Source organism: Geodermatophilus sp. SYSU D00700 (assembly GCF_054050255.1).
Window position 1 is genome coordinate 1 of record NZ_JBJGZA010000046.1, and the last position, 23679, is coordinate 23679.

General features: G+C 75.9%; 23 protein-coding genes. 8 read left to right on the forward strand and 15 right to left on the reverse strand.

Going from position 1 to position 23679, the window contains the following annotated elements:
- Window positions 1–122: 122 nt before the first annotated feature.
- On the reverse strand, window positions 123–296 hold the full coding sequence (locus ACI79V_RS21645; protein WP_456892612.1) for a hypothetical protein: 174 nt from the start codon (window positions 294–296) through the stop codon (window positions 123–125).
- A 122-nt stretch (window positions 297–418) separates the two neighbouring features.
- Between ACI79V_RS21645 and ACI79V_RS21650 the strand changes: the two genes are divergently transcribed.
- Window positions 419–1273: an Fpg/Nei family DNA glycosylase gene (locus ACI79V_RS21650; RefSeq protein ID WP_456892614.1), complete on the forward strand. Its 855-nt coding sequence runs from the start codon at window positions 419–421 to the stop codon at window positions 1271–1273.
- Window positions 1274–1279: 6 nt separating this feature from the next.
- Here ACI79V_RS21650 and ACI79V_RS21655 read toward each other — a convergent pair whose 3' ends face one another.
- Window positions 1280–3130, reverse strand: a complete 1851-nt coding sequence (locus tag ACI79V_RS21655) for an MBL fold metallo-hydrolase (RefSeq protein ID WP_456892616.1) — start codon at window positions 3128–3130, stop codon at window positions 1280–1282.
- 41 nt (window positions 3131–3171) lie between these two features.
- On the opposite strand from ACI79V_RS21655, the gene ACI79V_RS21660 reads away from it, so the two are divergent.
- Window positions 3172–3735 (forward strand): MarR family winged helix-turn-helix transcriptional regulator, encoded by a 564-nt coding sequence (locus ACI79V_RS21660; RefSeq protein WP_456892618.1) that lies wholly within the window; start codon window positions 3172–3174, stop codon window positions 3733–3735.
- Window positions 3736–3776: 41 nt separating this feature from the next.
- On the opposite strand, the gene ACI79V_RS21665 is transcribed toward ACI79V_RS21660, so the two are convergent.
- Window positions 3777–4487, reverse strand: a complete 711-nt coding sequence (locus tag ACI79V_RS21665) for a hypothetical protein (protein WP_456892620.1) — start codon at window positions 4485–4487, stop codon at window positions 3777–3779.
- A 150-nt stretch (window positions 4488–4637) separates the two neighbouring features.
- On the opposite strand from ACI79V_RS21665, the gene ACI79V_RS21670 reads away from it, so the two are divergent.
- Both ACI79V_RS21670 and ACI79V_RS21675 read left to right on the forward strand, forming a co-directional pair.
- Window positions 4638–5045, forward strand: coding sequence for a DUF485 domain-containing protein (locus ACI79V_RS21670; protein WP_456892622.1), 408 nt, complete (start codon window positions 4638–4640; stop codon window positions 5043–5045).
- A complete protein-coding gene (locus ACI79V_RS21675; protein WP_456892624.1) occupies window positions 5035–6678 on the forward strand; it encodes a solute symporter family protein in 1644 nt (547 codons plus the stop codon). Before ACI79V_RS21670 ends, ACI79V_RS21675 begins: the two co-directional genes overlap by 11 nt.
- Window positions 6679–6885: 207 nt before the next feature.
- On the opposite strand, the gene ACI79V_RS21680 is transcribed toward ACI79V_RS21675, so the two are convergent.
- The 3 genes from ACI79V_RS21680 to ACI79V_RS21690 form a co-directional block, all read right to left on the reverse strand.
- Entirely contained in the window at window positions 6886–7143 is a 258-nt protein-coding gene (locus ACI79V_RS21680; RefSeq protein WP_456892626.1) for a hypothetical protein, read from the reverse strand.
- A 116-nt stretch (window positions 7144–7259) separates the two neighbouring features.
- The gene (locus ACI79V_RS21685; RefSeq protein ID WP_456877151.1) at window positions 7260–8120 is read right to left on the reverse strand and encodes a manganese catalase family protein; all 861 of its coding nucleotides are present in this window, start codon (window positions 8118–8120) and stop codon (window positions 7260–7262) included.
- Window positions 8121–8300: 180 nt separating this feature from the next.
- Window positions 8301–9044 carry a sensor histidine kinase gene (locus tag ACI79V_RS21690; protein WP_456877152.1) on the reverse strand — a complete coding sequence of 248 codons (744 nt, stop codon included), beginning with the start codon at window positions 9042–9044 and terminating at the stop codon, window positions 8301–8303.
- A 94-nt stretch (window positions 9045–9138) separates the two neighbouring features.
- Here ACI79V_RS21690 and ACI79V_RS21695 point away from each other — a divergent pair, with 94 nt between their 5' ends.
- The gene (locus tag ACI79V_RS21695; RefSeq protein WP_456877153.1) at window positions 9139–9792 is read left to right on the forward strand and encodes a response regulator; all 654 of its coding nucleotides are present in this window, start codon (window positions 9139–9141) and stop codon (window positions 9790–9792) included.
- 111 nt (window positions 9793–9903) lie between these two features.
- Here ACI79V_RS21695 and ACI79V_RS21700 read toward each other — a convergent pair whose 3' ends face one another.
- Together ACI79V_RS21700 and ACI79V_RS21705 are read right to left on the reverse strand one after the other, a co-directional pair.
- Window positions 9904–11475, reverse strand: a complete 1572-nt coding sequence (locus tag ACI79V_RS21700; RefSeq protein ID WP_456892628.1) for a PH domain-containing protein — start codon at window positions 11473–11475, stop codon at window positions 9904–9906.
- Window positions 11472–11987 carry a PH domain-containing protein gene (locus ACI79V_RS21705; protein ID WP_456892630.1) on the reverse strand — a complete coding sequence of 172 codons (516 nt, stop codon included), beginning with the start codon at window positions 11985–11987 and terminating at the stop codon, window positions 11472–11474. The genes ACI79V_RS21700 and ACI79V_RS21705 overlap by 4 nt, the downstream gene beginning before the upstream one ends.
- Before the next feature lie 236 nt (window positions 11988–12223).
- On the opposite strand from ACI79V_RS21705, the gene ACI79V_RS21710 reads away from it, so the two are divergent.
- On the forward strand, window positions 12224–12553 hold the full coding sequence (locus tag ACI79V_RS21710; RefSeq protein WP_456877170.1) for a rhodanese-like domain-containing protein: 330 nt from the start codon (window positions 12224–12226) through the stop codon (window positions 12551–12553).
- Between the two features lie 61 nt (window positions 12554–12614).
- Here ACI79V_RS21710 and ACI79V_RS21715 read toward each other — a convergent pair whose 3' ends face one another.
- The 4 genes from ACI79V_RS21715 to ACI79V_RS21730 all read right to left on the reverse strand — a co-directional run bounded on the left by ACI79V_RS21715 (window position 12615) and on the right by ACI79V_RS21730 (window position 17527).
- Window positions 12615–14231 (reverse strand): long-chain fatty acid--CoA ligase, encoded by a 1617-nt coding sequence (locus ACI79V_RS21715; RefSeq protein ID WP_456877156.1) that lies wholly within the window; start codon window positions 14229–14231, stop codon window positions 12615–12617.
- A 73-nt stretch (window positions 14232–14304) separates the two neighbouring features.
- On the reverse strand, window positions 14305–15615 hold the full coding sequence (locus tag ACI79V_RS21720) for a sigma factor-like helix-turn-helix DNA-binding protein (RefSeq protein ID WP_456892632.1): 1311 nt from the start codon (window positions 15613–15615) through the stop codon (window positions 14305–14307).
- The gene (locus ACI79V_RS21725) at window positions 15612–16319 is read right to left on the reverse strand and encodes a DNA alkylation repair protein (RefSeq protein ID WP_456892634.1); all 708 of its coding nucleotides are present in this window, start codon (window positions 16317–16319) and stop codon (window positions 15612–15614) included. The genes ACI79V_RS21720 and ACI79V_RS21725 overlap by 4 nt, the downstream gene beginning before the upstream one ends.
- Window positions 16319–17527 (reverse strand): cytochrome P450, encoded by a 1209-nt coding sequence (locus ACI79V_RS21730; RefSeq protein WP_456892636.1) that lies wholly within the window; start codon window positions 17525–17527, stop codon window positions 16319–16321. Before ACI79V_RS21730 ends, ACI79V_RS21725 begins: the two co-directional genes overlap by 1 nt.
- Window positions 17528–17584: 57 nt before the next feature.
- Here ACI79V_RS21730 and ACI79V_RS21735 point away from each other — a divergent pair, with 57 nt between their 5' ends.
- Entirely contained in the window at window positions 17585–18520 is a 936-nt protein-coding gene (locus tag ACI79V_RS21735) for a DUF5926 family protein (protein WP_456892638.1), read from the forward strand.
- Window positions 18521–18691: 171 nt separating this feature from the next.
- Here the strand turns inward: ACI79V_RS21735 and ACI79V_RS21740 are convergent, their stop codons facing one another.
- From ACI79V_RS21740 to ACI79V_RS21750, 3 genes are read right to left on the reverse strand one after another with little or no spacing between them, the layout of a single operon-like run.
- Window positions 18692–20128 carry a M20/M25/M40 family metallo-hydrolase gene (locus ACI79V_RS21740; protein WP_456892640.1) on the reverse strand — a complete coding sequence of 479 codons (1437 nt, stop codon included), beginning with the start codon at window positions 20126–20128 and terminating at the stop codon, window positions 18692–18694.
- Window positions 20125–21594, reverse strand: a complete 1470-nt coding sequence (locus ACI79V_RS21745) for an MFS transporter (RefSeq protein WP_456892642.1) — start codon at window positions 21592–21594, stop codon at window positions 20125–20127. The genes ACI79V_RS21740 and ACI79V_RS21745 overlap by 4 nt, the downstream gene beginning before the upstream one ends.
- Entirely contained in the window at window positions 21591–22823 is a 1233-nt protein-coding gene (locus ACI79V_RS21750) for an arginine deiminase (protein ID WP_456892644.1), read from the reverse strand. The genes ACI79V_RS21745 and ACI79V_RS21750 overlap by 4 nt, the downstream gene beginning before the upstream one ends.
- Before the next feature lie 85 nt (window positions 22824–22908).
- On the opposite strand from ACI79V_RS21750, the gene ACI79V_RS21755 reads away from it, so the two are divergent.
- Entirely contained in the window at window positions 22909–23676 is a 768-nt protein-coding gene (locus ACI79V_RS21755; protein ID WP_456892646.1) for an SDR family oxidoreductase, read from the forward strand.
- Window positions 23677–23679 lie beyond the last annotated feature (3 nt).

A 23679-nucleotide genomic window follows, 5' to 3' on the forward strand; every position in this document is an offset into this window, starting at 1 on the left:
CCCCCCCCCCCCCCCCCCCCCCCCCCCCCCCCCCCCCCCCCCCCCCCCCCCCCCCCCCCCCCCCCCCCCCCCCCCCCCCCCCCCCCCCCCCCCCCCCCCCCCCCCCCCCCCACCTCGGGGGTCTACTCCGCGTCCTCCTCCGGCCGCGACTCCTCCGGCTCGAAGGTGTCGGCCTCGCCGAGCCCGATGCCCGCTCCCGTGTCGGCCGGGACCGACGGTCCGCCGTCCGGGTCCTGCTCCTGCGCCGACGGACGGGTCTCGTCCACCGGCGGCCGTCCCTGCCCGCTCTCGGTCACGTCCGGGCCTCCCCTCCGCCGCCTGACCCGGACGCTACGGAGGTGTGCAGCGGTGTGCACTTCCGCGGAAGTGCACACGATGGGGGACGACGGGAGGCGGGTGCGGCGGGGATCATGGCCGGGTGCCCGAGTTGCCCGAGGTGGAGGCGCTGGCGGCGTTCCTCCGTGAGAACGCCGTCGGCCGGGTGGTCGCGCGCACCGACCTGACCGCGCTGCAGGCGCTCAAGACGTTCGACCCGCCGCTGTCGGCGCTGGCCGGCCTGGAGGTCACCGGCGCCGCGCGGCACGGCAAGTTCCTCGACCTCGACGTCTCCGGCCTGCACCTGGTGGTGCACCTGGCCCGCGCCGGGTGGCTGCACTGGCGCACCGGCCTGCCCGCCGCGCCCCCGAAGCCCGGCAAGGGGCCGCTCGCCCTGCGGGTCCACCTCGATGACGGCAACGGCTTCGACCTCACCGAGCAGGGCACCCGCAAGGGGCTGGCCGTGTACGTCGTCCGGTCGCCGGCCGAGGTGCCCGGCGTCGCCCGGCTCGGTCCCGACGCGCTCGAGGTCGACCGCGACACCTTCGCCCGGCTGCTGGGCGGCCGCTCCGGCCAGCTCAAGGGGGCGCTCACCGACCAGACGCTGCTGGCCGGGATCGGCAACGCCTACTCCGACGAGATCCTGCACGCCGCGCGGCTGTCGCCGTTCAAGATGGCCGACAAGCTCGGCGACGACGAGGTGGTGCGCCTGTACGACGCCGTCCGCGCGACGCTGACCGACGCCCTGGAACGCCAGGTCGGGCAGGCGGCGGCGACGCTGAAGGGCGAGAAGCGCTCGGGGCTGCGGGTGCACGCCCGCACCGGCCTGCCCTGCCCGGTGTGCGGCGACACCGTGCGCGAGGTCAGCTTCGCCGACACCTCGCTGCAGTACTGCCCGACCTGCCAGACCGGCGGCAAGCCGCTGGCCGACCGGCGGATGTCGAAGCTGCTGCGCTGACCGGCCTCAGCCCGCGCGCGAGGCCCGCCAGGCCGCCAGCCGGGCGATCGTCGCGCTGCCCGCGCCGCCGTCGTCCACCGAACCGGGTTCGGCCGAGCCGACGGCGGTCCACCAGTCCTCCAGCGGCGGCGGCGCCAGCACGTCGACCCGCTGTCCCGGCCGCGGGACGAGGACCTGCACGTCCGAGCGGGCGGCCGCGGCGAGCAGCCGCTGGACCGGCTCGGCCCAGCGGTGGAAGGCCAGGTTGAACGTCGCCCAGTGCACCGGCAGCAGCACCTGTCCGCCCAGGTCGCCGTGCGCGCGCACCGCCTCCTCGGGGTCCATGTGCACGTGCGCCCACGCCTGGTTGTAGGCGCCGATCGGGAGCAGGGTCAGGTCGAACGGGCCCAGCCGGGCGCCGATGCCGGCGAAGGCGGGCGTGTAGCCGGTGTCCCCGCCGAAGAAGACCCGGTGCCGGGGCCCGGAGACCACCCACGACGACCACAGCGTGGTGTCCCGGGTGAGGTAGCGACCGGAGAAGTGCCGCGCCTCGGTGCAGGTGATGGTCAGGTCGCCGACCGTGGCGGACCCGTCCCAGTCCAGCTCGACGACCCGCTCGGCGGGCACGCCCCAGTGCCGCAGGTGCACACCCACGCCCAGCGGCACGACGAACGGCGCGTCCTGCTGCTCGACCAGCGCACGCACGGTGGGCAGGTCGAGGTGGTCGTAGTGGTCGTGCGAGACGAGCACCGCGTCGACCCGCGGCAACGACTCCAGCGGCACCGGCGGCTCGTGCAGCCGGGTCGGGCCGAACACCGGCGACGGCGACACGCGGAACGCCCACACCGGGTCGACGAGCACCCGGGCGCCGTCGACCTCGAGCAGCGCGCTGGAGTGCCCGAACCAGGTCACGGCGAGGTCGCCGGCGTCGGCGGGGATCTCCGGGCGGGCCAGCGGCACCGGACCGCCGGGCAGGCCGACGTGCCGGTCGTCGTGCCACTGCCGCAGCAGCGCGCGGCGGGCGTTGGGCGGCGGCAGCGCAGGCGTCGGGAGGGTGTTGTGGAACCTGCCCTCCGACCACTGCGGGGAGCCGGCGACGGTGGGGCGGATCTCCCGCCGTCCGGCACCGATCGCCGTCGGCAGGCCCCACAGGGCGCGGCCGAGGAAGCCGGCGGGCACGGCGAGGGTCGCGGCGGTCAGGGCGAGGCGGCGACGGGCTCGGCCGCGGTCACCGGAGAGGGACGGCACGCCCTCCAGCATCCCAGCCGCCGCGGCGCGGTGGCCGGACGCCGGAGGGAGGCCGTCGTCACGGACTGACGTCGTCGGCGGGGGCGGGGAAGTCGAACGGCGGGGCGGGTGTCCGGCCCTCGGCGGCGACCATCGCGCCGACGGTGACCTCGCCGGCGGGACCGACTGCGACGACCGCAGCGACCGCTCGAGGTCCAGGAGCGTGATCGTCGGCGCGCCCTCGGCACCGACGTAGACGTCGTCGTCGGCCGGGACGGGGACGTCGATGCCGCCGCCGTCCCCGTCGACGGCGTCGGCGAAGCCCTCGCCCCGGACGTCGACCAGCCTGTCGGCGGTGCCGCCGCTGTTGGCGATGCCGAGGAAGAGCCGGGCGTCCTCGCCCTCCTCGTACACCCCGTCGACCGGGTACTCGACCTGGACCTGCAGGACCGACAGGTCACCGGTCACGGCGGCGTCCGGGCCGACCGCGCCGCCGGACACCACGGGTCCGGGGACCGACAGCCGCTCCTCGGCGCTGCAGGCGCACAGCGCCAGGACCAGCGCGGCGGGGATCGTGATCGCGGTGCGGGTCCTTCTCTTCTTCCCCGTCTCGGGGTCCGGTGCCGTACGGTCACCCCACCACCGGTGCACCAGGCCAACTGTTGCTGTGCTGCAACACTCTGGGAGGGGTCGTGGACGGGGACGAGGTCCTGCTCGGCCTGGCACGGGCCGTCGTGGGGATCTCCACACGGGCGGCGTCGGCGCTCGGACCGGTCTCGGTGGTGCAGCTGCGGGCGCTCACCGTCCTGCGCCGGTGCCCCGACGTCCCGCTCGCCGAGCTGGCCCGGGGCGCGGGCGGCGGCGTCTCCACCACCAGCCGGCTGGTGGACCGGCTGGTCACCGCCGGGCTCGTCGACCGCCGGCCCTCACCGGCCAGCCGGCGCGCGGTCAGCCTGCGGCTCACCCCGGCCGGCGAGGAGCTGCTCGACCGCTACGACCGGCTGCGGCTGACCGAGCTGCGGGCCGCCCTGGCCGCGGTGCCGGGGGAGCGCCGCGCCGGCGTGCTGGACGCGCTCGCGACGTTCACCGCGGGGGTGGGCGCCGGTCCCCGGCCGGTCGCCCTGGACCGCGGCGCGGACGAGGGCGGGGACCCCGCGTGCTGGCTGCACCGGGTGTGCCCGGCGTGCGGCCGGGTGGCCGACGAGGACCCGCCGACCGTCTGCGCCGCGTGCGGCGAGGAGCTGCCCGCCGCGTAGGGGCGGGTCCACGACCGGCCCGCGGCGCGCGGTGCCCGACCTCACCCTGCAGCGTGGGGTCGGGCACCGCCCGGTGAGGTGTGCGGGCATCGCCCGAAGGCGTAGGCGGCCGGTCGCGCGTGGCGGGCGAGGGCCTCGGCGAGCACCCGCTCCTGGAGGGCGACCTCCGCGGCGACGTCGTCCGGCGCGGGCAGCGGGCGGCCGTGCCCGGCGGCCAGGAACAGGCAGGTGTAGACGCGGGTGGAGTCGGCGTCCTCGGGGTGCAGCAGGTGGAGCACCGTCCGCGCCGCTCCGGTGGCGGGCAGGTCCAGCCGCAGCCGCACGGGGAACGGCGCCCGGAGGACGGAGGCCGCCGCGTGCCCGGAGGGGGAGCGCGCCAGGTCGAGCAGCGTGTCGGCCAGCGGACCGGCCGGACCCGCCGACCGGGCGGGCGGCAGCCAGCGGCGGACGAACCGCCGGTCCGCGTGCCCGGGCAGCTCCGGCGGGACGTCCCGCGGACGCGCGGGCGCCAGCCAGACGACGCCGAGCCGCTCCCGCACCCCCCACGCCGGCGGGTCGGTCGCCAGACCGCCGGCGTCGCGGTGCAGCCGCCAGGTCCGTCCCAGGAGGCGCACCTGCAGCCAGCCGCCCGGCCGCAGGTCACGCGAGAGGGCGACCGGGTGCCAGGCGTGCTCCAGCACGGGGTCGGGGACGCCGGACACCGGGGAGCAGGCCGTCGGGGGTGCGGTCGCCGTGGACCCCGCTGCGGTCATGCCCCATCGCACCGCCCTCCGGTTCCCGCGGCGTTACGGACCGCAGAAGCTCAGGTCACGGCTCCGCGGCGGTCGTTCGCGACCCGACCGCCCACCACTTAGGGTGAGCGCCGTCACAGATCGACGACGTCCGCTACGAGGGGGCCACCCGTGACCGATCCCGCCGAACGGCGGTTGCTGACGCCTGAGGAGTACCGGCAGGCGCAGGACTCGCCGGAGTTCACCGAGCTGCGCCGGCGCTTCCGTCGCTTCGCGTTCCCGATGACGGTGGCCTTCCTGGCCTGGTACCTGCTCTACGTGCTGTTGTCGACCTACGCGCCGGACTTCATGGACACCCGGGTCGTCGGCAACATCAACATCGGGCTGCTGCTCGGGCTGGGGCAGTTCGTCTCGACGTTCGTGATCACGCACCTCTACGTCGCGCACGCCAACCGGCGCACCGACCCGATCGCCGACGAGATGCGCGAGCGGCTCGAGCACCACGAGTACGCCGGGGGCGGCGCGCACACGGCCGCGGGCGGCGCCGACCTGTCGAAGGGGGCCCGGCGTGTCCGTTGAGCTGCTCGCCGCCGACGCCACGATCGGCAGCCCGGCCGTCAACATCTCGATCTTCGGCGCGTTCGTGCTCGTCACGCTGGTCATCACCTTCCGCGCCAGCCGGAACAATAAGAGCGCCGCGGACTACTACGCCGCCGGCCGCAACATCAGCGGCACCCAGAACGGCCTGGCCATCGCGGGCGACTACCTGTCCGCGGCGTCGTTCCTCGGCATCGCGGGCGCCATCGCCGTCTACGGCTACGACGGCTTCCTGTACTCGATCGGCTTCCTCGTCGCCTGGCTGGTGGCGCTGCTGCTGGTGGCCGAGCTGATGCGCAACACCGCGCGGTTCACCATGGCCGACGTCCTGGCCTTCCGGATGCGGCAGGGGCCGGTGCGCACCGCGGCGGCGATCTCGACGCTGGCCGTGTCGCTGTTCTACCTGCTGGCGCAGATGGCGGGTGCCGGCGGTCTGGTCACCCTGCTGCTCGGGGTCACCGGCGAGGCCGCGCAGGCGCTGGTCGTCGTCCTGGTCGGCGCGCTGATGATCATCTACGTGCTCGTCGGCGGCATGCGCGGCACCACCTGGGTACAGATCATCAAGGCCTCGCTGCTCATCGCGGGCGCACTGGTGATGACGCTGTGGGTGCTGGCGGAGTTCGGGTTCAACGTGTCCGAGCTGCTCGGCGGGGCCCAGGCCAACGCCGTGGAGGGCCGCGACGTCCTCGCCCCGGGGGCCCAGTACGGCGCCACGAACACCTCGAAGCTGGACTTCGTCTCCCTCGGCCTGGCCCTGGTCCTCGGGACGGCGGGCCTGCCGCACGTGCTGATGCGCTTCTACACCGTGCCGACGGCGAAGGACGCCCGCCGCTCGGTGGTCTGGGCCATCTGGCTGATCGGTGTCTTCTACCTGTTCAGCCTGGTGATCGGGTACGGCGCCGGCGCCCTGGTCGGCCCCGAGCGGATCCTCGGTGCGCCTGGTGCGGTCAACTCCGCCGCCCCGCTGCTGGCCTTCGAGCTCGGCGGCACGATCCTGCTCGGCATCATCGCCGGGGTCGCGTTCGCGACGATCCTCGCCGTGGTCGCGGGCCTGACCATCACCGCGTCGGCGTCCTTCGCCCACGACGTCTACGCATCGGTGATCAAGAAGGGCAACGTGCCGCCCAACGGCGAGGTGCGGGTCGCCCGCATCACCGCCGTCGTCATCGGGGCGATCTCGATCGGCCTGGGCATCCTGGCGCTGCAGGCCGGGCTGAACATCGCCTTCCTCGTGGCGCTGGCGTTCGCGGTGGCGGCCTCGGCGAACCTGCCGACGATCCTCTACACGCTCTTCTGGAAGCGGTTCACCACCCAGGGCGCGCTGTGGTCGATGTACGGCGGGCTGATCACCTGCATCGTGCTGATCATCTTCTCCCCGGTGGTCTCGGGAGCGCCGGTCAACCCGGCCACGGGGCTGTCGCCGTCGCTGCTCCAGGACGCCGACTTCTCCTGGTTCCCGCTGAACAACCCGGGCATCGTGTCCATCCCGCTGTCGTTCTTCCTCGGCTGGCTGGGCACGGTGCTGTCCAAGGAGAAGCCGGACCTCGACAAGAACGCCGAGCTCGAGGTCCGCTCGCTCACCGGGATCGGGGCGGAGAAGGCCGTCCAGCACTGAGGAAGGGCCTCCGTGCCAGGTTCGGCACGGGGGCCGTTCCAGCACCTCACGTGTCGAGGCGCGCGTCCCCTGCGGGGGCGCGCGCCTCGCGCGTCTCCCGGCCCGGCGCGGCGTCCTCCCTCACCTCCGGGCGTCCTCCCTCACGGTGCGCGGTGGGGGAGGACGCCCGACGATCAGGTCACCTGATCATCGCCCCGGGGACCGGGATCAGGCGGCCCGGACGGCGGGTGCCGGGTCGGCCAGCGGTGCGTCGGGCAGGGCGGCGTCGACCGTCGCGACGGCGGCCCCGGTCGAGGGGACCGCACGGCGCGAGCGGCGCACCGTCCAGCGGGCGGCGAGGGCGGTGAGGACGACCAGGCCGGCGAGCGCCTCGCGGGCCGAGCCGGCGAGGGCGCCGGCGACGGCGACGGCGACCGCCGCGGTGTAGACCGCCGTCAGCACGACGGCGGGGGTGGGCAGGTGCACGGGGGCCTCCGTGGGGGGTGCCGGGTCATCGGCGTGCGCCCGCCGGGCCGGCGGCCGGACCGCGGGACGGCCCGGCCACCGGCACGGCGACGGCGCGGTGGTTCGACGTCAGGACGTCACTTCAGGAGGTCCTTGGCCTTCTGCAGCATCGTGTGCGCCTCGGTCTGCGGCGTGCTGTAGAGCCGCGGGTCGCCCGGGGGAAGCGTCGGGCCGTCGGCGGTGGCCTCGATGGCCGCGGCGCGGAAGGTGCTCCGGCCGTCGATCGAGGGTCCGGAGGCCCACCGGCCGTTGGCGGCCTCGGGCCCGTCGGAGGCCTGGATGAAGGTGTAGCCCAGGTCGCCGACCTCCTCGTCCAGCGGGAAGGCCTCGGGCACGGGCAGCCCCTCGAGGCCGTCCTCCTTGAGCTGCTCGACGGCGGCCAGCCACTGCTGCTGGTGCATGTGGTCGCGGGTGATGAGGAAGCGCAGCAGGTCCTTCACGCCCGGGTCGTCGGTCATGTTGTAGAGCCGGGCCACCTGCAGCCGGCCCTGCATCTCGGCGGTGGCGTTGTAGTAGAAGTCCGCCATGAGGTTGCCGCTGGCGGTCACGTAGGCGCCGGTCCACGGGTTGCCCATGCTGTCCATGTACGACGCCGCCTGGCCGTTCTGGATGAGGTGCTGCGGGTTGTGCTGCCCGTAGCCGGCGGCGGCCTCCTTGGTGCGGTCGGCCGAGTCCGGCTTGAGCGGCGCGTGGTCGAGCAGCCGGTCGATCATCGTGATGATCATCTCGACGTGGGCCAGCTCCTCGGTGCCGATCGAGAGGAGCATGTCCTTGTACTTGCCGGGCAGTCGGCAGTTCCAGCCCTGCAGCAGGTACTGGGTGGCGACGGTCATCTCGCCCCACTGACCGCCGAGGATCTCCTGCATCTTGCGGGCGAAGTCCGGGTCCGGACCGTCGGGCTTGGCCTCGTACTGCAGGGCGTGGGTGTGCGTGAACACGGGCTCTCCCTCACGTCGGGCATGGCTGCGTCGTCGCGACACCGCGGCTGCGGTGACACCCCGGACCTGCCCGCGGGCGGTGGCCCACCGGTGCCGTCCCCTGGCCCCTCGGTGCCATTCCGTTCGTCGGGACCGATCCGCAGCCATCAGCGCGCGACAGAGGCCTCCCGGGGCCCCCGCTCAGCGGTCGGGGAGCTCCACGCGGAGAGTCAGCCCGACCTCGGTGACCGCCCAGGTCACCCGCCCTCCCAGGTCGCGGGCGTGTCGCTGCACCGACCACAGCCCCAGCCCGGTGAGGTCGACCGGCGGGGTGCCCGGGCGCAGGTACTGCACGACCCGGTCGGGACGGGCGACGTCCTGGGTCAGCGCCAGGAGGACCCAGCCGCCCCGGCAGGTCACGCAGAGCAGCACCGCCGCGCCGTCCCCGTGCCGGTGGGCGTTCTCCAGCAGGTTGGTGAGGATCCGCTGCACCCGCGCGTCGGCCACCCCCACCCCGCAGGCCCGGTCGTGCAGGGCCAGGGTCAGCTGCCCGGCGGGAAGGCCCGAGGCCGCGACGGACGCGCGGACGACGTCGCCGAGCAGCCGGCCGCCCGCGGCGCGCCGCGTCGCCCCGGCGCTGGCGTCGGCGGTGCGCAGCATCGAGGACAGGTGCGCGGTCTGGGCGCGGGCCAGCGCGAGCACCTCACGGCCGTCGGCGGTGCGGTCGAGCGTGCCGAGCAGCGCCTCGAGCGAGGCCAGCGGGCTCCGCATGTCGTGACACATGGCCGCGAGCAGGGCACCCTCGGGTGTGGGCGGCGGCTCCGACTCGGGACGTGCCCCCCGGGCGGCGCGGACGACGTGGTCGCGCACCACCCGGGCCAGGTCGGTGAGCAGCCAGGGGGAACCGGTCCGGGCGGTACGGGGGGTGTCGGGAGCCAGGGTCACGGGCACCTCCGGGTGCGTTCGGCCGGCACGCCGAGCGACGGGCCGGGTGGGGAGGGTCGTGGGGACCGACGCCGGGACTGAGCGTCAGGAGCACGTGGACGTGGTGGTCGTCGACGACCACCCGTTGTTCAGCCGGGGGCTGTCGTTGCTGCTGCCCGGGGTCAGCGACGGCCGGGTCCGCGTCGTGGCCACCACCGACGACGCCTCCGCGGCCGCGGCGATGGTCCGCCGGCACCACGCCGACGTCGCCGTCGTCGACCTGCACATGCCACCGCCCGGGGGCGTGCGGGCGATCGCCGCGATCCGCCGTGCCGACCCGGTGGTGCGGGTCGTGGCGCTGTCCGGGCTGGCCGAGGCCGACGCCGCCCTGGAGGCGCTGCGCGCGGGCGCGGCCGGGTTCCTGCCCAAGACCGCCGACCCCGAGCACCTGGTCCGGCCGCTGCTGGCGGTCCTCGACGGCTGGTCGGTCGTCCCCGAGGCACTGCTGCGCCAGCTGCTCGACGACGCCGCCCCCACCGGGGAACAGGGCGTCGCCGACCGGCTGACCAGCGACGAGCGGCGGCTGTGGCGGCTGGTGGCCGAGGGCACCAGCACCGTCGACATCGCCACCACGCTGCACGTGTCCGAGCGGACCGCCAAGCGGCTGGTCGCCGCGCTGCTGCGGAGCCTCGGGGTGGCCACCCGGGTCGAGGCCGCGGCACTCGCCGGCCGCGTCGGTCTCGGCACGGGGACCGGCGGGCCGGGCTGAGCGGCGGACGTGCCGCGGCGCGGTCGTCATCGCGCCCCGGCTACCCGACGGGATGATCGACACGCGCCGGTTCCGGTGAACTGGCCCCGGCGGGCCAGCGACGCGCGAGGGTCAGCCGGCGGGGCGGTCCCGGGGACCGTGCGCGGTGGCCCAGGGCCCGGAGGCCGCAGCGGTGAACGCCGCGACGTCGGCGGCGGCCATGTCCACCGCCGCGTAGCCGCCGGTGCCCGCGCCCACGCAGGCCACGACGGTGGCCAGGCCGGCCCGGCGCTGGAACCACGTCTGGCGCACCTGCCAGCCGACGACGGCCCGCCGCTGCAGCACCGCCTGCTCCCGCACCAGCAGCCCGCTGCGCACGCTGAACGACCGCGGGCCGGCCGTGTGCCCGAGCGCGGCGTAGCGGCCCAGGCCCAGCGGCACGCCGAGCACGGTGAGGACGCCCCCGACGGCGAGCAGGCCCCAGAACCCGGTGGCCGCCTGCAGCCACGCGCCGGCCGCGGCGACGGCGAGCCCCGTGACCACCGCCCGCACCACGGCGCGGCGCCGCGCGGCCGGTGGGTGGGCGGTCAGCGGCCCGGGGTCGTCGACCAGCAGGCCCAGCAGCCGGACGGCCTCCGCCCGCGGCCCGAGCGGGAACAGCTGCCCGCGCCGGCTGGCCGCGCCCAGCCCGGTGACCAGGGCGTTGACCCGGGCGGCCCGCACCGCCCGCATGCCCAGCCCCTCGGCCAGCGTGCCGCCGCGGATCCGGTCGACCTCGAGCTCGGTGTGCCGGCGGGTGACCAGCCCGCGGACGGCGCTCAGCGACCCGCCGCGGCGCACCAGCCGGAAGCCCCAGTTGACCACCGCCGCCCCGAGCACCGCGCCGACGGCCAGCAGCACCAGGCCGACGGCGACGGCGACGGCGAGGACGCGCACGTCGCTGAGGTCGGGGCCGTCGAGGTCGGGCCGCAGGTCGCGGGGCAGTTCCTGCAGCAGCCGGGAGAGCGCGCCGACCGCGGCCAGCGGCACCGCGAGATAGCTGGCGACCAGGGGCGCGTACAGCAGCCACCGCGGGTCGAAGCGGGCCAGCTCCTCCTCCGCGGGCTCCACCGGCGGTGCCGAGGGATCGACGTCCGCCGGTGCCGGCCGGGCCGCGCGGCGGTGGGTGAGCACGGAGACGCGCAGCCGGTCGCCCTCGGCCCGCGGGACGCCGTCGACGACGACCTCCTCGTCGCCGCCGGTCGCCGTCCCCGCCGCGGCGTCGATGCGGACCCGCACGAGCCCGAACAGCCGGTGCAGCGCCGGCGCCTCGACCTCGACCCCGCGGATGCGGTCGTTGGGCACCGTGCGCACCGACCGGGCCAGCAGGCCCCGGGTGACGACCACCGCCGACGGGGTGTCGGCGTAGGTCGTGCGCCACCAGGTCAACGCCGCGAACAGCAGCGACAGCGCCGTCACGACCACGACCAGCGCGGCGACGACGCCCGGGCCGTCGATGCCGACCGCGGCCACGACGGGGATCGCCGCCGGCACCACCTGCCGGGCCTGCTTGAAGGTGACCGTGTGCACCAGGACCACGAGGGGCGAGGTGCGGCGGGCCGCGGCGGCCGCGGCGTCCCCGGGCGGCACCGGCGGTGGGAGCTGGGCCGGGAACGGTGCCGGGAACTGCTGCGGGAACGGCGGCGGTGACGCGGGCTCGCTCACGTCGCCTCGTCCCGCACCTGCTCGGCCCGGCGGGCGAGGTCCTCGGCGACCCGCTCGGCCACGGCGACCTCGAGGTGCGGCACCCGCACGGTGCCCTGCGAGGAGGCGGTGAGCACCGCGACGCTGGCCAGGCCGTAGAGCTGCTGCAGGACACCCCGGGTGACGTCGACGGTCTGGATACGGGCGACCGGCACCAGCGTCCAGGTGCGGGTCAGCCAGCCGGTGAGGGTGTGCACGGTCTCCGCGGTGACCTCCCACCGGTGCACGCGGTACCGGATCCACGGGCGGATGCCGATCGCCACGACGGCGTACACGGCGACCAGCAGCGGCAGCAGCCAGCGCAGCACCGGCACCGGGCCGCCCGCCGACGCGGGCACCAGGAGCACCCCGAGGCCCACCAGCACGCCGTAGACGAGGGTGCCGATCACGCCCTCGGTCACCCAGAGCCAGATCGCCGAGCGCGACAGCGACCAGGCCGGCTCGTGGACCGGGGGCGCGAGGGGAGCGGACATCGCCCCCATCCTCCCAGCCCCCGCGGGAAGCGCGGTCCGCGCGCCGGGTGCCGTGCGCGGCGGCCCCGCCGTCGACGCCGGACCGCGTTCCGTGCACGTACCGCGCCCGGCGGGGTCCTCAGGGCGCGGTACGTGCACGAACCGCGTCGGCGCCGGACCGGGGACGCGTGCCTGTCGGGGCCGGCCCCCGCGCAGCCCGGCCCGCACCCGCCGGGCCTGGGACCATGGGCGGCGTGATGCCGCAGCAGGTCCCGACCGTGTCCGCCGCCGAGGTCCCCGAGGACGCGGTGCTGCTCGACGTCCGCGAGGACGGCGAGTGGATCGCCGGCCACGCCGAGGGCGCCACGCACATCCCGATGGGCGAGGTCCCCGCGCGGCTCGGCGAGGTCCCCGACGCCGACCCGCTCTACGTCGTCTGCCGCAGCGGCGGCCGCTCGGCGCGGGTGGCGGCCTGGCTGAACCACAACGGCTACGACGCGGTGAACGTCGGTGACGGCATGGGCGGGTGGGAGGCGGCCGGTCGGCCGATGGTGAGCGAGACCGGCGGGCCGGCCTTCGTGCGCTGATCCGGTCCGCGCCCGGTCCGCGCCCGGTCCGCGGACGGGCACGGACCGGGCGCGGCGGACCTCAGCCCGAGACGGGGTGGTCGGCGAAGCGGGAGCGCAGGTCCTTCTTGGAGAACTTGCCGACGCTGGTCTTGGGCACCTCGTCGATGAACTCGACGGCGTCGGGCATCCACCACTTGGCCACCTGCGGCCGGAGGTGGTCGAGGATCTCCTGCTCGGTGGCGGTCTCGCCCTCCTTGAGCACGACACAGGCCAGCGGCCGCTCGTCCCACTTGGGGTGCGGGATGCCGACGACGGCGGCCTCCTTCACCTTCGGGTGGCTCATGATCGCGTTCTCCAGGTCGACCGAGCTGATCCACTCGCCGCCGGACTTGATGAGGTCCTTGGTGCGGTCGGCGATCCGGATCGATCCGAAGGCGTCCATCGCCGCCACGTCACCGGTGCGCATCCAGCCGTCGTCGGTGGTCAGGACGACGCCGGCGTCGGGGTTGTAGTAGTCCTGCGCGCACCACGGGCCGCGGACCTGCAGCTCGCCGGTGGCCTTGTCGTCCCACGGCTGCGGCTCCAGCGAGTCGGCGTCGACGATGCGGGCCTCCACGCCGAGGAACGGGATGCCGGCGCGGGCGCGCTGGTCGGCCTTGGCCGCGTCGTCGAGGTCGTCGAAGCGGGGCGGCAGGATGCCCGAGGAGGCGACCGGGTGGGTCTCGGTCATGCCCCAGGCCTGCAGGATCGGCAGCCCGACCTGCTCGCGGTAGGCCTCGGAGAGGGCCTTGGGCACCGCCGAGCCGCCGCAGCCGATGTCGCGCAGCTTGTGCGGCTTGCCGGCCAGGTGCGGCAGCACGCCCTGCCAGATGGTCGGGACGCCGGCGGTGAAGGTGACGCCCTCCTCGACGATCAGCTTGGCCAGCGCCTCGGGCTGCATCATCGGGCCGGGCATGACCAGCGAGGAGCCGGCGGCCGGGGCGGCCTGGGCGATGCCCCAGGCGTTGGCGTGGAACATCGGCACGACCGGCATCGCGACGTCGCGGATGCTCAGGCCGAAGGCGTTGGGCTGCAGCACGCCCATGGTGTGCAGCCACGTCGAGCGGTGCGAGTAGACGACGCCCTTGGGGTTGCCGGTGGTGCCCGACGTGTAGCACATCGAGGCGGCGCTGTTCTCGTCGGTGACGTGGAACTCGACCGGGGAGGCCTCGGCCAGCAGCGCCTCGTAGTCGGCGACCCGGGGGTCGTCGGGGATCTCGTTGTCGCCGCCGTCGTCCATGACCACCACGTGCCGGACGGTCTTCATCGTGTCGATCAGCGGCCACAGCAGCGGCAGCACCGTGCGGTCGACGAAGACGACCTCGTCCTCGGCGTGGTTGGCGATGTAGGTCAGCTGCTCGGGGAACAGCCGGATGTTGAGCGTGTGGAGGACCCGGCCGGTCGACGGCGCGGCGAAGTACAGCTCCAGGTGGCGCTGGCTGTTCCAGCCGAAGGTGCCCACCCGGCCGTCGGCGCTGATCCCCAGCGTGTCCAGGACGCCACCCAGCCGCCGGGTGCGCTCGGCCCACTCCGCGTAGGTCACCCGGTGGACCCCGGTGGGGCTGTTGGTCGCGATCGTCCCGTCGCCGTAGTGCTGCTCGACGTGGCGGAAGATCGCGTCGATCGTGAGAGGGAAGTCCTGCATGAGCCCGCGCATGGCGGCATCGTGCCAGTGACGCCGCTCACGTTCCACACGCGGTGGACGGAACCGTCCGCCCCGGGCGGCGTCGTCAGCCGTAGACCGTGCGCACCGCCTCCACCAGGACGGCCAGCACCTCCGCCGCCGACCGCCCGGCTCCGTGCTGCACGCTGGCCGACAGGACCCACAACCCCGCCCCGCGCGCGTCGGGGACGGCGAGCACCAGCGGCGTCGTGGACAGCCCGCCCGTGCCGGTGCAGCCGATGAGTGCGCCGCCGCCGGGGACGTCGGCCGCGAGGCACGGCTCGTCGCGGCGCGCGGCCCCGGGGAGCAGGGCGGTCCGCAGCCGGTCGATCGCCGTCCCGTCCGGGTCCGCGACGAAGCCGACGCCGACCACCTGCGCGTAGTCGTAGGGGCCGCCTTCCGACAGCCGCACCGGACCCGGGCTCCACGTGCAGCCCACCGGGCCCCGCGGGAGCGCGCCGGCCCGGTGGTCCATCGGCACCCCGAGCGCCGCGGTGAGCCGGTCGGCCAGCGGCGGGCAGCCGTCGTCGTCCTCCGGCGCCTCCTCGTCGGCCCGGCCCCCGGGCAGCCACCGGTCCCACTCGGCGGGGGAGGTGAGGGTCAGCGGCGCGCCGAGCCGGGCGACGGCGGCCTCGAGGCGGGGCTCGACGACCAGCTCCTCGACGGCTCCCCGGCTCGCCGCTTGATCGTCCGGGCTCACGGCGGTCGCCTCGCCGGAGGCCGTCGTCAGCGACCGGACGGCGGCCGGTCCTCCGGCCAGCAGCACCCCGGCCACCAGCGCCGCCGCGACGAGGACGCCCGCGCGGGCGCGCCGCTGCCGGCGGTACGCGGCGGCGACCGCGTCCGGGGACACGGTCGGGTCCGGCCAGGTCAGCTCGCCGGCCAGGGCGTGCAGGCGGGCGGTGAGCGCGGCGCCGCCGTCCGCGCCGGCCGCGGCCAGCGCCGCCCGGCCGCGGGCGAGGTCGTCGCGCACCGCGCCGACCGGGCCGCCCACCAGCCGCGCCACCTGCTCCTCGGGCAGGTCGTCGGCGTGCCGCAGGACCAGCGCCGTCCGCACCCGGGGCTCCAGCGCCTGCAAGGCCGTCCGCAGCTCCTCGGCCCGCCCGTCGGGGAGGGGGTCGGGGACGTCGGCGACCACCTGCGCCGCCGCCCCGCGTCGCCGGCCCAGGTGGACGTCGACGAGCAGCTCCCGCAGCGCGGCCGGCGGGTCGGCCGACCGCACGAAGGCCGGCCACCGGCGCCGGGCGCGGAGCAGGGCCCCCAGCACCAGGTCCTCGCCCGCCCGCCGGTCCCCGGTGAGCAGGACGGCGGTGCGCAGCAGCGCGGGACCGACGTCCTCGACCAGGGCGGCCGGCGCCGCGTCCCGGCGCGACGTCACCGGTCCGCCTCCGCCGCGTGGCTCGGCCGGGGAGGACGCCGCTCCAGCTCGCGCAGCACGTCCGCGCCGACCCAGCGGGCACCGCGCCCGCCCGACCGGAGCCCTCGCGCCGTCTCGACCGCGCGGGCGTGCAGGCCGGGGCTGCGCTTGCCGATCTGCCGCAGTGCCCAGCTCGCGCCCTTGCGGACGATGGGCCGGTCGTCGTCGGCCCGCTCGGCGACCGCCCGCAGGAACGACTCGAACCGGTCGTCGTCCGAGCTCCTGTCCGCCACCGCGAGCCCGGCCATCACGGCGAAGCCGGCCCGCTTGACGAACGGCTCGGGCCGCTCGCTCCACTCGAGCGCCCGGTCCCAGGCGAACGCCGTGTGCCGGATCAGGTTCTGGCAGACCTGGTCGCACACGTCCCACGAGTCGAACTCCGCCGCCCACGCGTCGAGCTGCCGCGCGTCGACGGCCGCCGGTTCCTCGACCAGGCTCGCGAGGATGCGGGCCTCGTGGACGCCGGAGTCCCACAGCCCGGCGGCCAGCTCGTGGGAGCGGCCGAGCTCCTTCGCGAGGGTCCGCAGCTCGGCGACCGTGACGCCCAGGGCGTGCGCGCCGCCGATGCCGTACCGGGCCATGCCCTCCAGGCGTGCGGGGTCGGACAGCCCGTGCAGCCGGGCGAGCACCTCCGCGGTGCCGGCCGGCCCCGGGCTGCCCGCCACTACCGGGTCAGGACGACGGGCAGCTCGGCCAGCCCGCGGATGACGAACTCGGGACGCCGCCGCGCCGGCCGGGCGAGCTGCAGGTCGGTGGTGCGGCGCAGCAGCGCGCCGAAGGAGGCCTGCAGCTCCACCCGCGCCAGCGGTGCCCCGATGCAGAAGTGCACGCCCGCGCCGAAGGAGATGTGCGGGTTGTCGGTGCGGCCGACGTCGAGCCGGTCGGGATCTGCGAAGACGGCGGGGTCGCGGTTGGCCGCGCCGAGCAGGGCGGCGACCTTCTCACCCTGCCGCACGGTGACCCCGCCGACCTCGATGTCCTCGGTCGCGGTGCGCTCGAACAGCTGCAGCGGTGAGTCGAAGCGCATGAGTTCCTCGATCGCCGTCGGCAGCAGGGCGGGGTCGGCGCGCAGCCGGGCGAGCTGGTCGCGGTGCTCGAGCAGCGCCAGCAGCCCGTTGCCGCTGACGTTGACCGTCGCCTCGTGGCCGGCGTTGAGCAGCAGGATGCAGGTGGTGACCAGCTCGTCCTCGGTGAGCCGGTCGCCGTCGGAGTCGCGCACCGTGACCAGGTGGGTGAGCAGGTCCTCGCCGGGGCTGCGGCGGCGCTCGGCGGCGAGCCCGCGCAGGTAGCCGACGAACTCCGCGGCGGCGCGCTCGGCGGCGTCCTCGACGGCCTCGGTACGGCCGTACTCGTACATCTTCACGATCGCGTTGGACCACGGCCGCAGCAGTGGCCGGTCGGCCTGCGGCACGCCGAGCAGCTCGGCGATGACGGCGACGGGCAGCTCCTCGGCCATCCCCGAGAGGACGTCGACCTCCGCCGTCCCGCCGGACCGTTCGACCAGCGCGTCGACGAGGGAGTCGGCCAGCTGCTGCACCCACGGGCGCAGCCGCTCGACGTGCCCGCGCGCGAAGGCAGCGCTGACCAGCCGGCGCAGCCGGGTGTGCTCGGGCGGCTCCATCTCCAGCAGGGCGTTGCGGTGGATCAGGTTGAACGAGCCGAAGCGCTCCTCCGGCGTGCGGTCCCGCCAGATCCGGCCCAGCCGGCGGTCGCGCAGGACGGCGTTGCTCTCCGCGTGGGTGAACGCCAGCCACAGCCCGAGGCCCTCGTGCCGCTGCACCGGCGCGGCGGCCCGGGCGGCGGCGAAGGCGGGGTAGGGGTCGGCGACGACGGCCGGGTCGGTGAGGTCGAGCGGCGGCGCCGGGCTGGTCACGGCTGCCGAGCCTAGGCGTCACGGGCGCCCGTCCGGGGCCCACATACGCTGGGCCGCATGGCTCGATCCGCGACCCGCCGTCGTCCCGCGCCCGCCCGCACCGAGGAGGGGGTCAACCCCAAGGCCCCCTGCCCGTGCGGGTCCGGCCGCCGGTACAAGCACTGCCACGGCTCGGGCTACGCGCCGCCGGTGACCCGCCCGTTCGAGGGCCTGCCCGGCGAGCCGGACTGGGTGGCACTGCGCGAGCTGGTGCCCGCCGCCACCGCGCCGCTGAAGACCGCCGACGGTCGCGACGTCACCCTCGCCAGCGTGCTGCCCGGCGGGGCGCCGGCGCTGGTGCGCAGCAGCGGCGAGATCCTGCTCGGGGTCCAGCTCACCGCCTCCTCCGACGACGTCAGCCGCGACCTCGGCACGGCCCTGGCCGCCGCGCTGGAGGCACCGGCCGGCGCGCCGGTCGACCCGGGTCCCATCGGCGCCGCCGGCTCCTCGGGGCCGCGGCTGCAGGAGCTGCTCGACCTCTCCGCGCCGCTCGAGGTGACCGTGCACGAGGACTTCGGCTTCTGGCTGGAGGGCACCGACGCGGGTCCGGCCGCCCGGGCCGGTCTGCAGCAGGCCAACGAGGCGGTGTTGCCCACCGAGCGGCTCGACGGCCTGGGTGCGGCGTACTGGGTGCGCCCGGGCAACGAGCGGGCACACCTGCGCTGGGTGCGGCCCGAGGCCGAGGAGCCGCTGCTCGACGCGCTGGCCCGGCTCTCCGCGGCCGAGCAGCTCCTGCTCGGCGAGGGGACCCGCTACGCCGGCGCGTTCCGGGCGCACGGGCTGGTCGTGCCGGTGTGGGACCTGCCTGCCGACACCCCCGCGCAGGACTGGAACGGCCCGGCGGCCGAGTTCGGCACCCGGCTGGAGGAGGCGCTGGCCGCGACCGGCCCGCTGACCGCCGACGAGCGCCGCGCCCGCGCCGGCCTGCTCTCCCGTCAGGTCACGCTGCGCTGACCCGCCGGCGCCCGGGTAGTCCTCGCGCACGGTCGTGCTCTGGTCCGCATTGTGGGCAGAGCACGACCGTCCGCAGGCCCACCTGGGTGGCTCCCCCTTCGTGCTCTGGTCCACATGGTGGGCAGAGCACGACTGCGCTCGGGACATCTCCCCGGGGAGGGTGTCCTGTGCTCAGAGCGAGCGGATCAGGTGCCGGAAGAAGACCGCGCCCCGGTGCAGGGCGGCGACGGTGATGCGCTCGTCGGCGGCGTGCAGCGCGTCGAGCTCGGCCCGCGAGAGGTCGAAGGGCATGAACCGGTAGACGCTGTCGCTGATCTGCGCGAAGTGCCGGGCGTCGCTGGCCTGCACCATGAGGTACGGCGCCACAGCCGCCTCCGGGTACACCGCCCGCACCGCGGCGCCGAGCGCTGCGTAGGCGTCGTTGTCGGTCCGCGACACCGGTGAGGGGTCGGTGCCCGAGAGCACGCGCACCTCGACCGAGGGGTCGGCGACCACCCGGCGCAGCCGCTCCACGGTCGACTGCACCGTCTCGCCCAGCGCGATGCGCACGTTCAGGTGCGCCCGCGCCCGGGTGGCCAGCACGTTGCGCGCGCCGCTGCCCTCCAGCTCGGTGACCGCCACGGTTGTGCGCACCAGCGCGTTGGCCTCGCGGCTGGCCCGCGCCAGCGCCCGCGCCAGCAGCGGCCGCAGGGCGCCGGCGTGCGCGAACAGCGCCCGGTGCGGACCCGCGGCGTGCCGGCCGGCGGCGTCGACCATCCCCAGCACGACGTCGTGCAGCCGCGCCGGGAAGGGTGCGGCGTCCAGCCGGAGGACGGCGCGCGCGAGCCGGGCGGGCGCGCCGCCCCGGGTCGGCGAGGACGCGTGCCCGCCCGGGTCGGTGGTGAGCAGCTCGCAGTCGAGCAGGCCCTTCTCGGCCAGTCCGACGACGGCGATCTGCCCGGCGACGCCGGGGAAGGCGCCGGTCACCACGGCGCCGCCCTCGTCGACCACCGCCCACGGCACGATGCCCCGGTCGCGGAACGCCTGCACGGCCAGCTCCGCGCCGACGCCGAGGACCTCCTCGTCGTTGCTGGAGAAGACGTACACGTCGCGCGCCGGGGTGTGGCCGGCCGCGGTCAGCGACTCGACCGCCTCGAGGACGGCCACCAGCGAGCCCTTGTCGTCGATGGCGCCGCGGCCGTGCACGCAGCCGTCCTCGATCGCGCCGGAGAACGGGTCGCGGGTCCAGGCCTGGCCGGTGACCGGGACGACGTCGTGGTGCGCCATGAGCACCAGCGGCGGACGGTCGGTGCCGCTGCGCCAGCGGTAGAGCAGCGCCCCGTCGCCGAGGACCTCGCGCTCGAGCACCCGGTGCGTGTGCGGGTACAGCTCGCCCAGCCGGTCCCGGAACCGCCCGAAGGCGGCGGCGTCGACCTGTGCGGGGTCGCGCGAGGAGACGGTCGGGATGCGGATGAGCTCGGCGAGGCGGGCCGCGGCGGCATCGGCGTCCAGGCCCGTGTCGTCCGCGGGCGGGACGGGGTCCTCGACGGGACGGAACCGGGCGACCCGGCGCGCGGCCGTGACCGCGACCGCGGCGGCACAGCCGGCGACGGCCGGCGCGACCCTCACGCCACCTCCCGCACGCCCGCGGCCTCCGGCCGGTCGGAGAACGCCAGCCGCGGCACGAACACCAGCGACAGCGCGGCCAGCCACGCCGTCGCCCCGCAGACGACCCACACCGTGACGTAGCCCGCCAGGGAGCCTGCGGTGCCCACCGACCCGGCGGCCAGGGCGACGGCGAACACGGCGGAGGCGAAGCTCCCGCCCAGCACCTTGGTCGTGTTGGTCAGCCCGGTGGCGACGCCGGTGCGCCCGGGCGGTGCCGCCGCGGCGGCCGCGGCCGGCAGCGCCGCGACCAGCGCGCCGGAGCCGAGGCCCGCGATCACCATCGCCCCGAGGACCTGCGGCAGCGTGTCGTGCAGCGGCACCAGCAGCAGGTAGCCGAGGCCGGTGAGCCCGGCCGCGCCGATGAGCGTGACCCGCGGGGTGGTCAGCTGCGAGACCCGCGAGAACTGGCTGGCGCCCACCAGCATCGACACCACGTACCCGCCGATGACGATCGACACCTCGCTCGTCGACAGGCCCAGGCCGTAGCCGTAGACCTCGGGGTCGGTGCGGGCGAACGTCGACAGCGGGCCCTGGGCGCCGAGCACGCTGACCCCGAAGAGCCCGGCGGTGAGCTGGACCGGCCACATGCTGGGGGAGCGCAGCACCCGGAAGTCGACCAGCGGGTCGTCGCGGCGCAGCTCGTACCGCACGAACGGCACGACCAGCAGCACGCCGAGCGCGGTCACCAGCCAGGGCCACGGCTCAGCGGCGCCGTTGACCCGGACGAACGTCAGCCCGCCGGTGATGACCAGCAGGACGACGGTGAGCAGGGCGACGCCGGTGACGTCGACGTCCCCGCCCTCGCGCTCGGTGCTCTCCGGCACGCGGGTCAGCACGACGAGGCAGACGCCGACGACGAGCAGTCCGGGCACGAGCAGCACCAGCCAGAACCGCCCGGCCAGGGCGTCGCCGACCTGCCCGCCGCCGAGGGCGCCCACGATCGCGCCGGCCTGCAGCGCGGCGACGATCATGCCGGTGGCCCGGCGGGTGCTCGCCGCCGCGTCGGGCCGGCCGCGCGACCGGGAGTGGATGAGCGCGACCTGCAGCGGCAGCCAGGCGGAGTAGACGCCCTGCACCGCCCAGGCGACGAGGAAGACGCCGAAGTCCTGCGCGAACGCCAGGGCCACCGTCGCCGCCGCGGTCATCGCCGCCGAGACCAGCAGCATCCGGCGGTGGCCGTGCAGGTCGCCGAGCTTGGCCAGCACCGGCACCGCGATCGCCGACAGCATCAGCTGGGCGGCCTCGAGCCAGTTGACGTCGGCGTCGTTGATGTCGAGGTGCCGGGCGACGTCGGTGAGCAGCGGGACGTAGTAGCCCTGCAGCACGCCGCTGGTGAACTCGACGAAGACCAGCCAGCCGACCAGGCCGCCGCCGAGCCCCGCGATGCGGCCGGCGCGCCGACCGGTCCCGGTGCCCGTGCCGGTCACTCGACCGGGTCGCGCCAGACGGGGCAGGACATGCAGCGCGGCCCGCCGCGGCCGCTGCCCAGCTCGGAGCCCGCGATCCGCACCACCTCGATGCCGGCCGCCTCGAGCGCCGCGTTGGTCACCGTGTTGCGCTCGTAGGCCACCGCCAGCCGCGGCGCCAGGGCGAGGGTGTTGTTGCCGTCGTCCCACTGCTCGCGCTCGGCGGTGACCGGGTCCAGGCCGGTGTCGATGACGCGCAGCCGGTCGATGCCCATGGCCTCGGCGGCCGCGACCACGAACGGCTGCGGCCCGCGCACGGCGAGGTCGACGGTGTCGGCGTCGTCGGGGAGCTGCTCGCCGGCGGTCACCGTCCAGGCGACCAGCGAGTCGGCCACCGCCGGGTACATGACCATCGCGTCGACGTCGACCATCGTGGCGATCGTGTCCAGGTGCATCGTCGCTCGCTCCTGCGCGATCGGGACCACGAGCACGGTGTGCGCCAGGCCGCGGGCGAACACCCGGCGGGCCAGCCGCTCGGCACCGCCCGGCGTCGTCCGCTCCCCGACGCCCACGGCCAGCACCCCGGGCGCCAGCAGCAGGACGTCGCCGCCCTCGAGGTGCTCGAGCGAGGCGTCGTAGAGCTGGCCGCTGCCGGCGAAGCGCGGGTGGTGGGTGGCGATCGCGCGCAGGATCGTGCTCTCCCGGTGCCGCGCCGGCATCGCCAGCGAGGTGATGGCCACCTGGTCGCCGACCCACACCGAGGAGTCCCGGGTGAACAGCAGGTTGGGCAGCGGCGGGACGACGAAGTCCGACCGGTCCATCAGCTGGTAGGCCAGGCCGCGGCCGCCGCGCAGCTCGTCGTGGGCCAGCCCGCCCATGAGGGTGCCGGCCAGCTCCTCGGGCGGGAGGTCGGCGAGGTGGGCGGTCGCCGCGTTCTTGAGGGTGGCGCCCAGCCGGGGGTCGTCGACGGCGGCGGCGATCAGCTCCGCACGTGCCTCGGCGTCGTCGAGCACCTCGGCCAGCAGCCGGCCCAGGTACAGCACCTCGACGCCGCGGCCGGTGAGCGCCTCGGCGAAGGCGTCGTGCTCCTCCTGCGCGCGCGCCACCCACGGGACGCCGTCGAACAGCAGTTGGTCGTTGTTGCGCGGGGTGAGCCGGCGCAGCTCGGCGCCGGGACGGTGCAGGATCACCGTCCGGAGCGGGCCGACCTCGCTCGTCACGCCCAGGGACGCGGGGGCCGTGGCGTTCACGGGGACAGAGGCTGGCACAGTGGCCGGACGGCCGACGGTCCGGGTCGCCCGGGTCACTCGGTCGATCGACCCCAGGAGGAACCGCGTGGACCTGTTCGACCTCACCGGGAAGGTCGCCGTCGTCACCGGCGGCACCCGCGGCATCGGCCTGATGATGGCGCGCGGGCTGCTGCAGGCCGGCGCCTCGGTCTACGTCAGCTCCCGCAAGCCCGAGGCCGGGGAGCAGGCGGTGGCCGAGCTGTCGGCGTTCGGCCGGGTGGAGTCGATCCCCGCCGACGTCAGCACCGAGGCCGAGTGCGTGCGCCTGGCGGAGGAGGTCGGCCACCGCGAGGAGCGGGTGCACGTGCTGGTCAACAACGCCGGTGCCACCTGGGGCGAGCCGTTCGAGACCTACCCCGCCGCGGCGTGGGACAAGGTGCTCGACCTCAACGTCAAGGCGCCGTTCTTCCTCACCCGCGCGATGGTCCCGCTGCTGGAGGCCGCCGCCACCGACGACGACCCGGCCCGCGTGGTCAACGTCGGCAGCATCGACGGACTGCAGGTGCCGGTGCTGCCCACCTACGCGTACTCGTCGAGCAAGGCCGCGGTGCACCAGCTCACCCGCCACCTCGCCAAGGAGCTCGGGCCGCGCCGGATCACCGTCAACGCCGTCGCCCCGGGGCCGTTCGAGTCGAAGATGATGGCCGCCACCCTTGCCACGCGCGGCGCCGAGATCGCCGCCAGCTCGCCGCTGGGCCGCATCGGCCGTCCCGACGACATGGCCGGCGTCGTCGTCTACCTGTCCAGCCGGGCCGGCGCGTACGTCACCGGCGCCGTCATCCCCGTCGACGGCGGCCGCGCCACGACCAGGTGACCC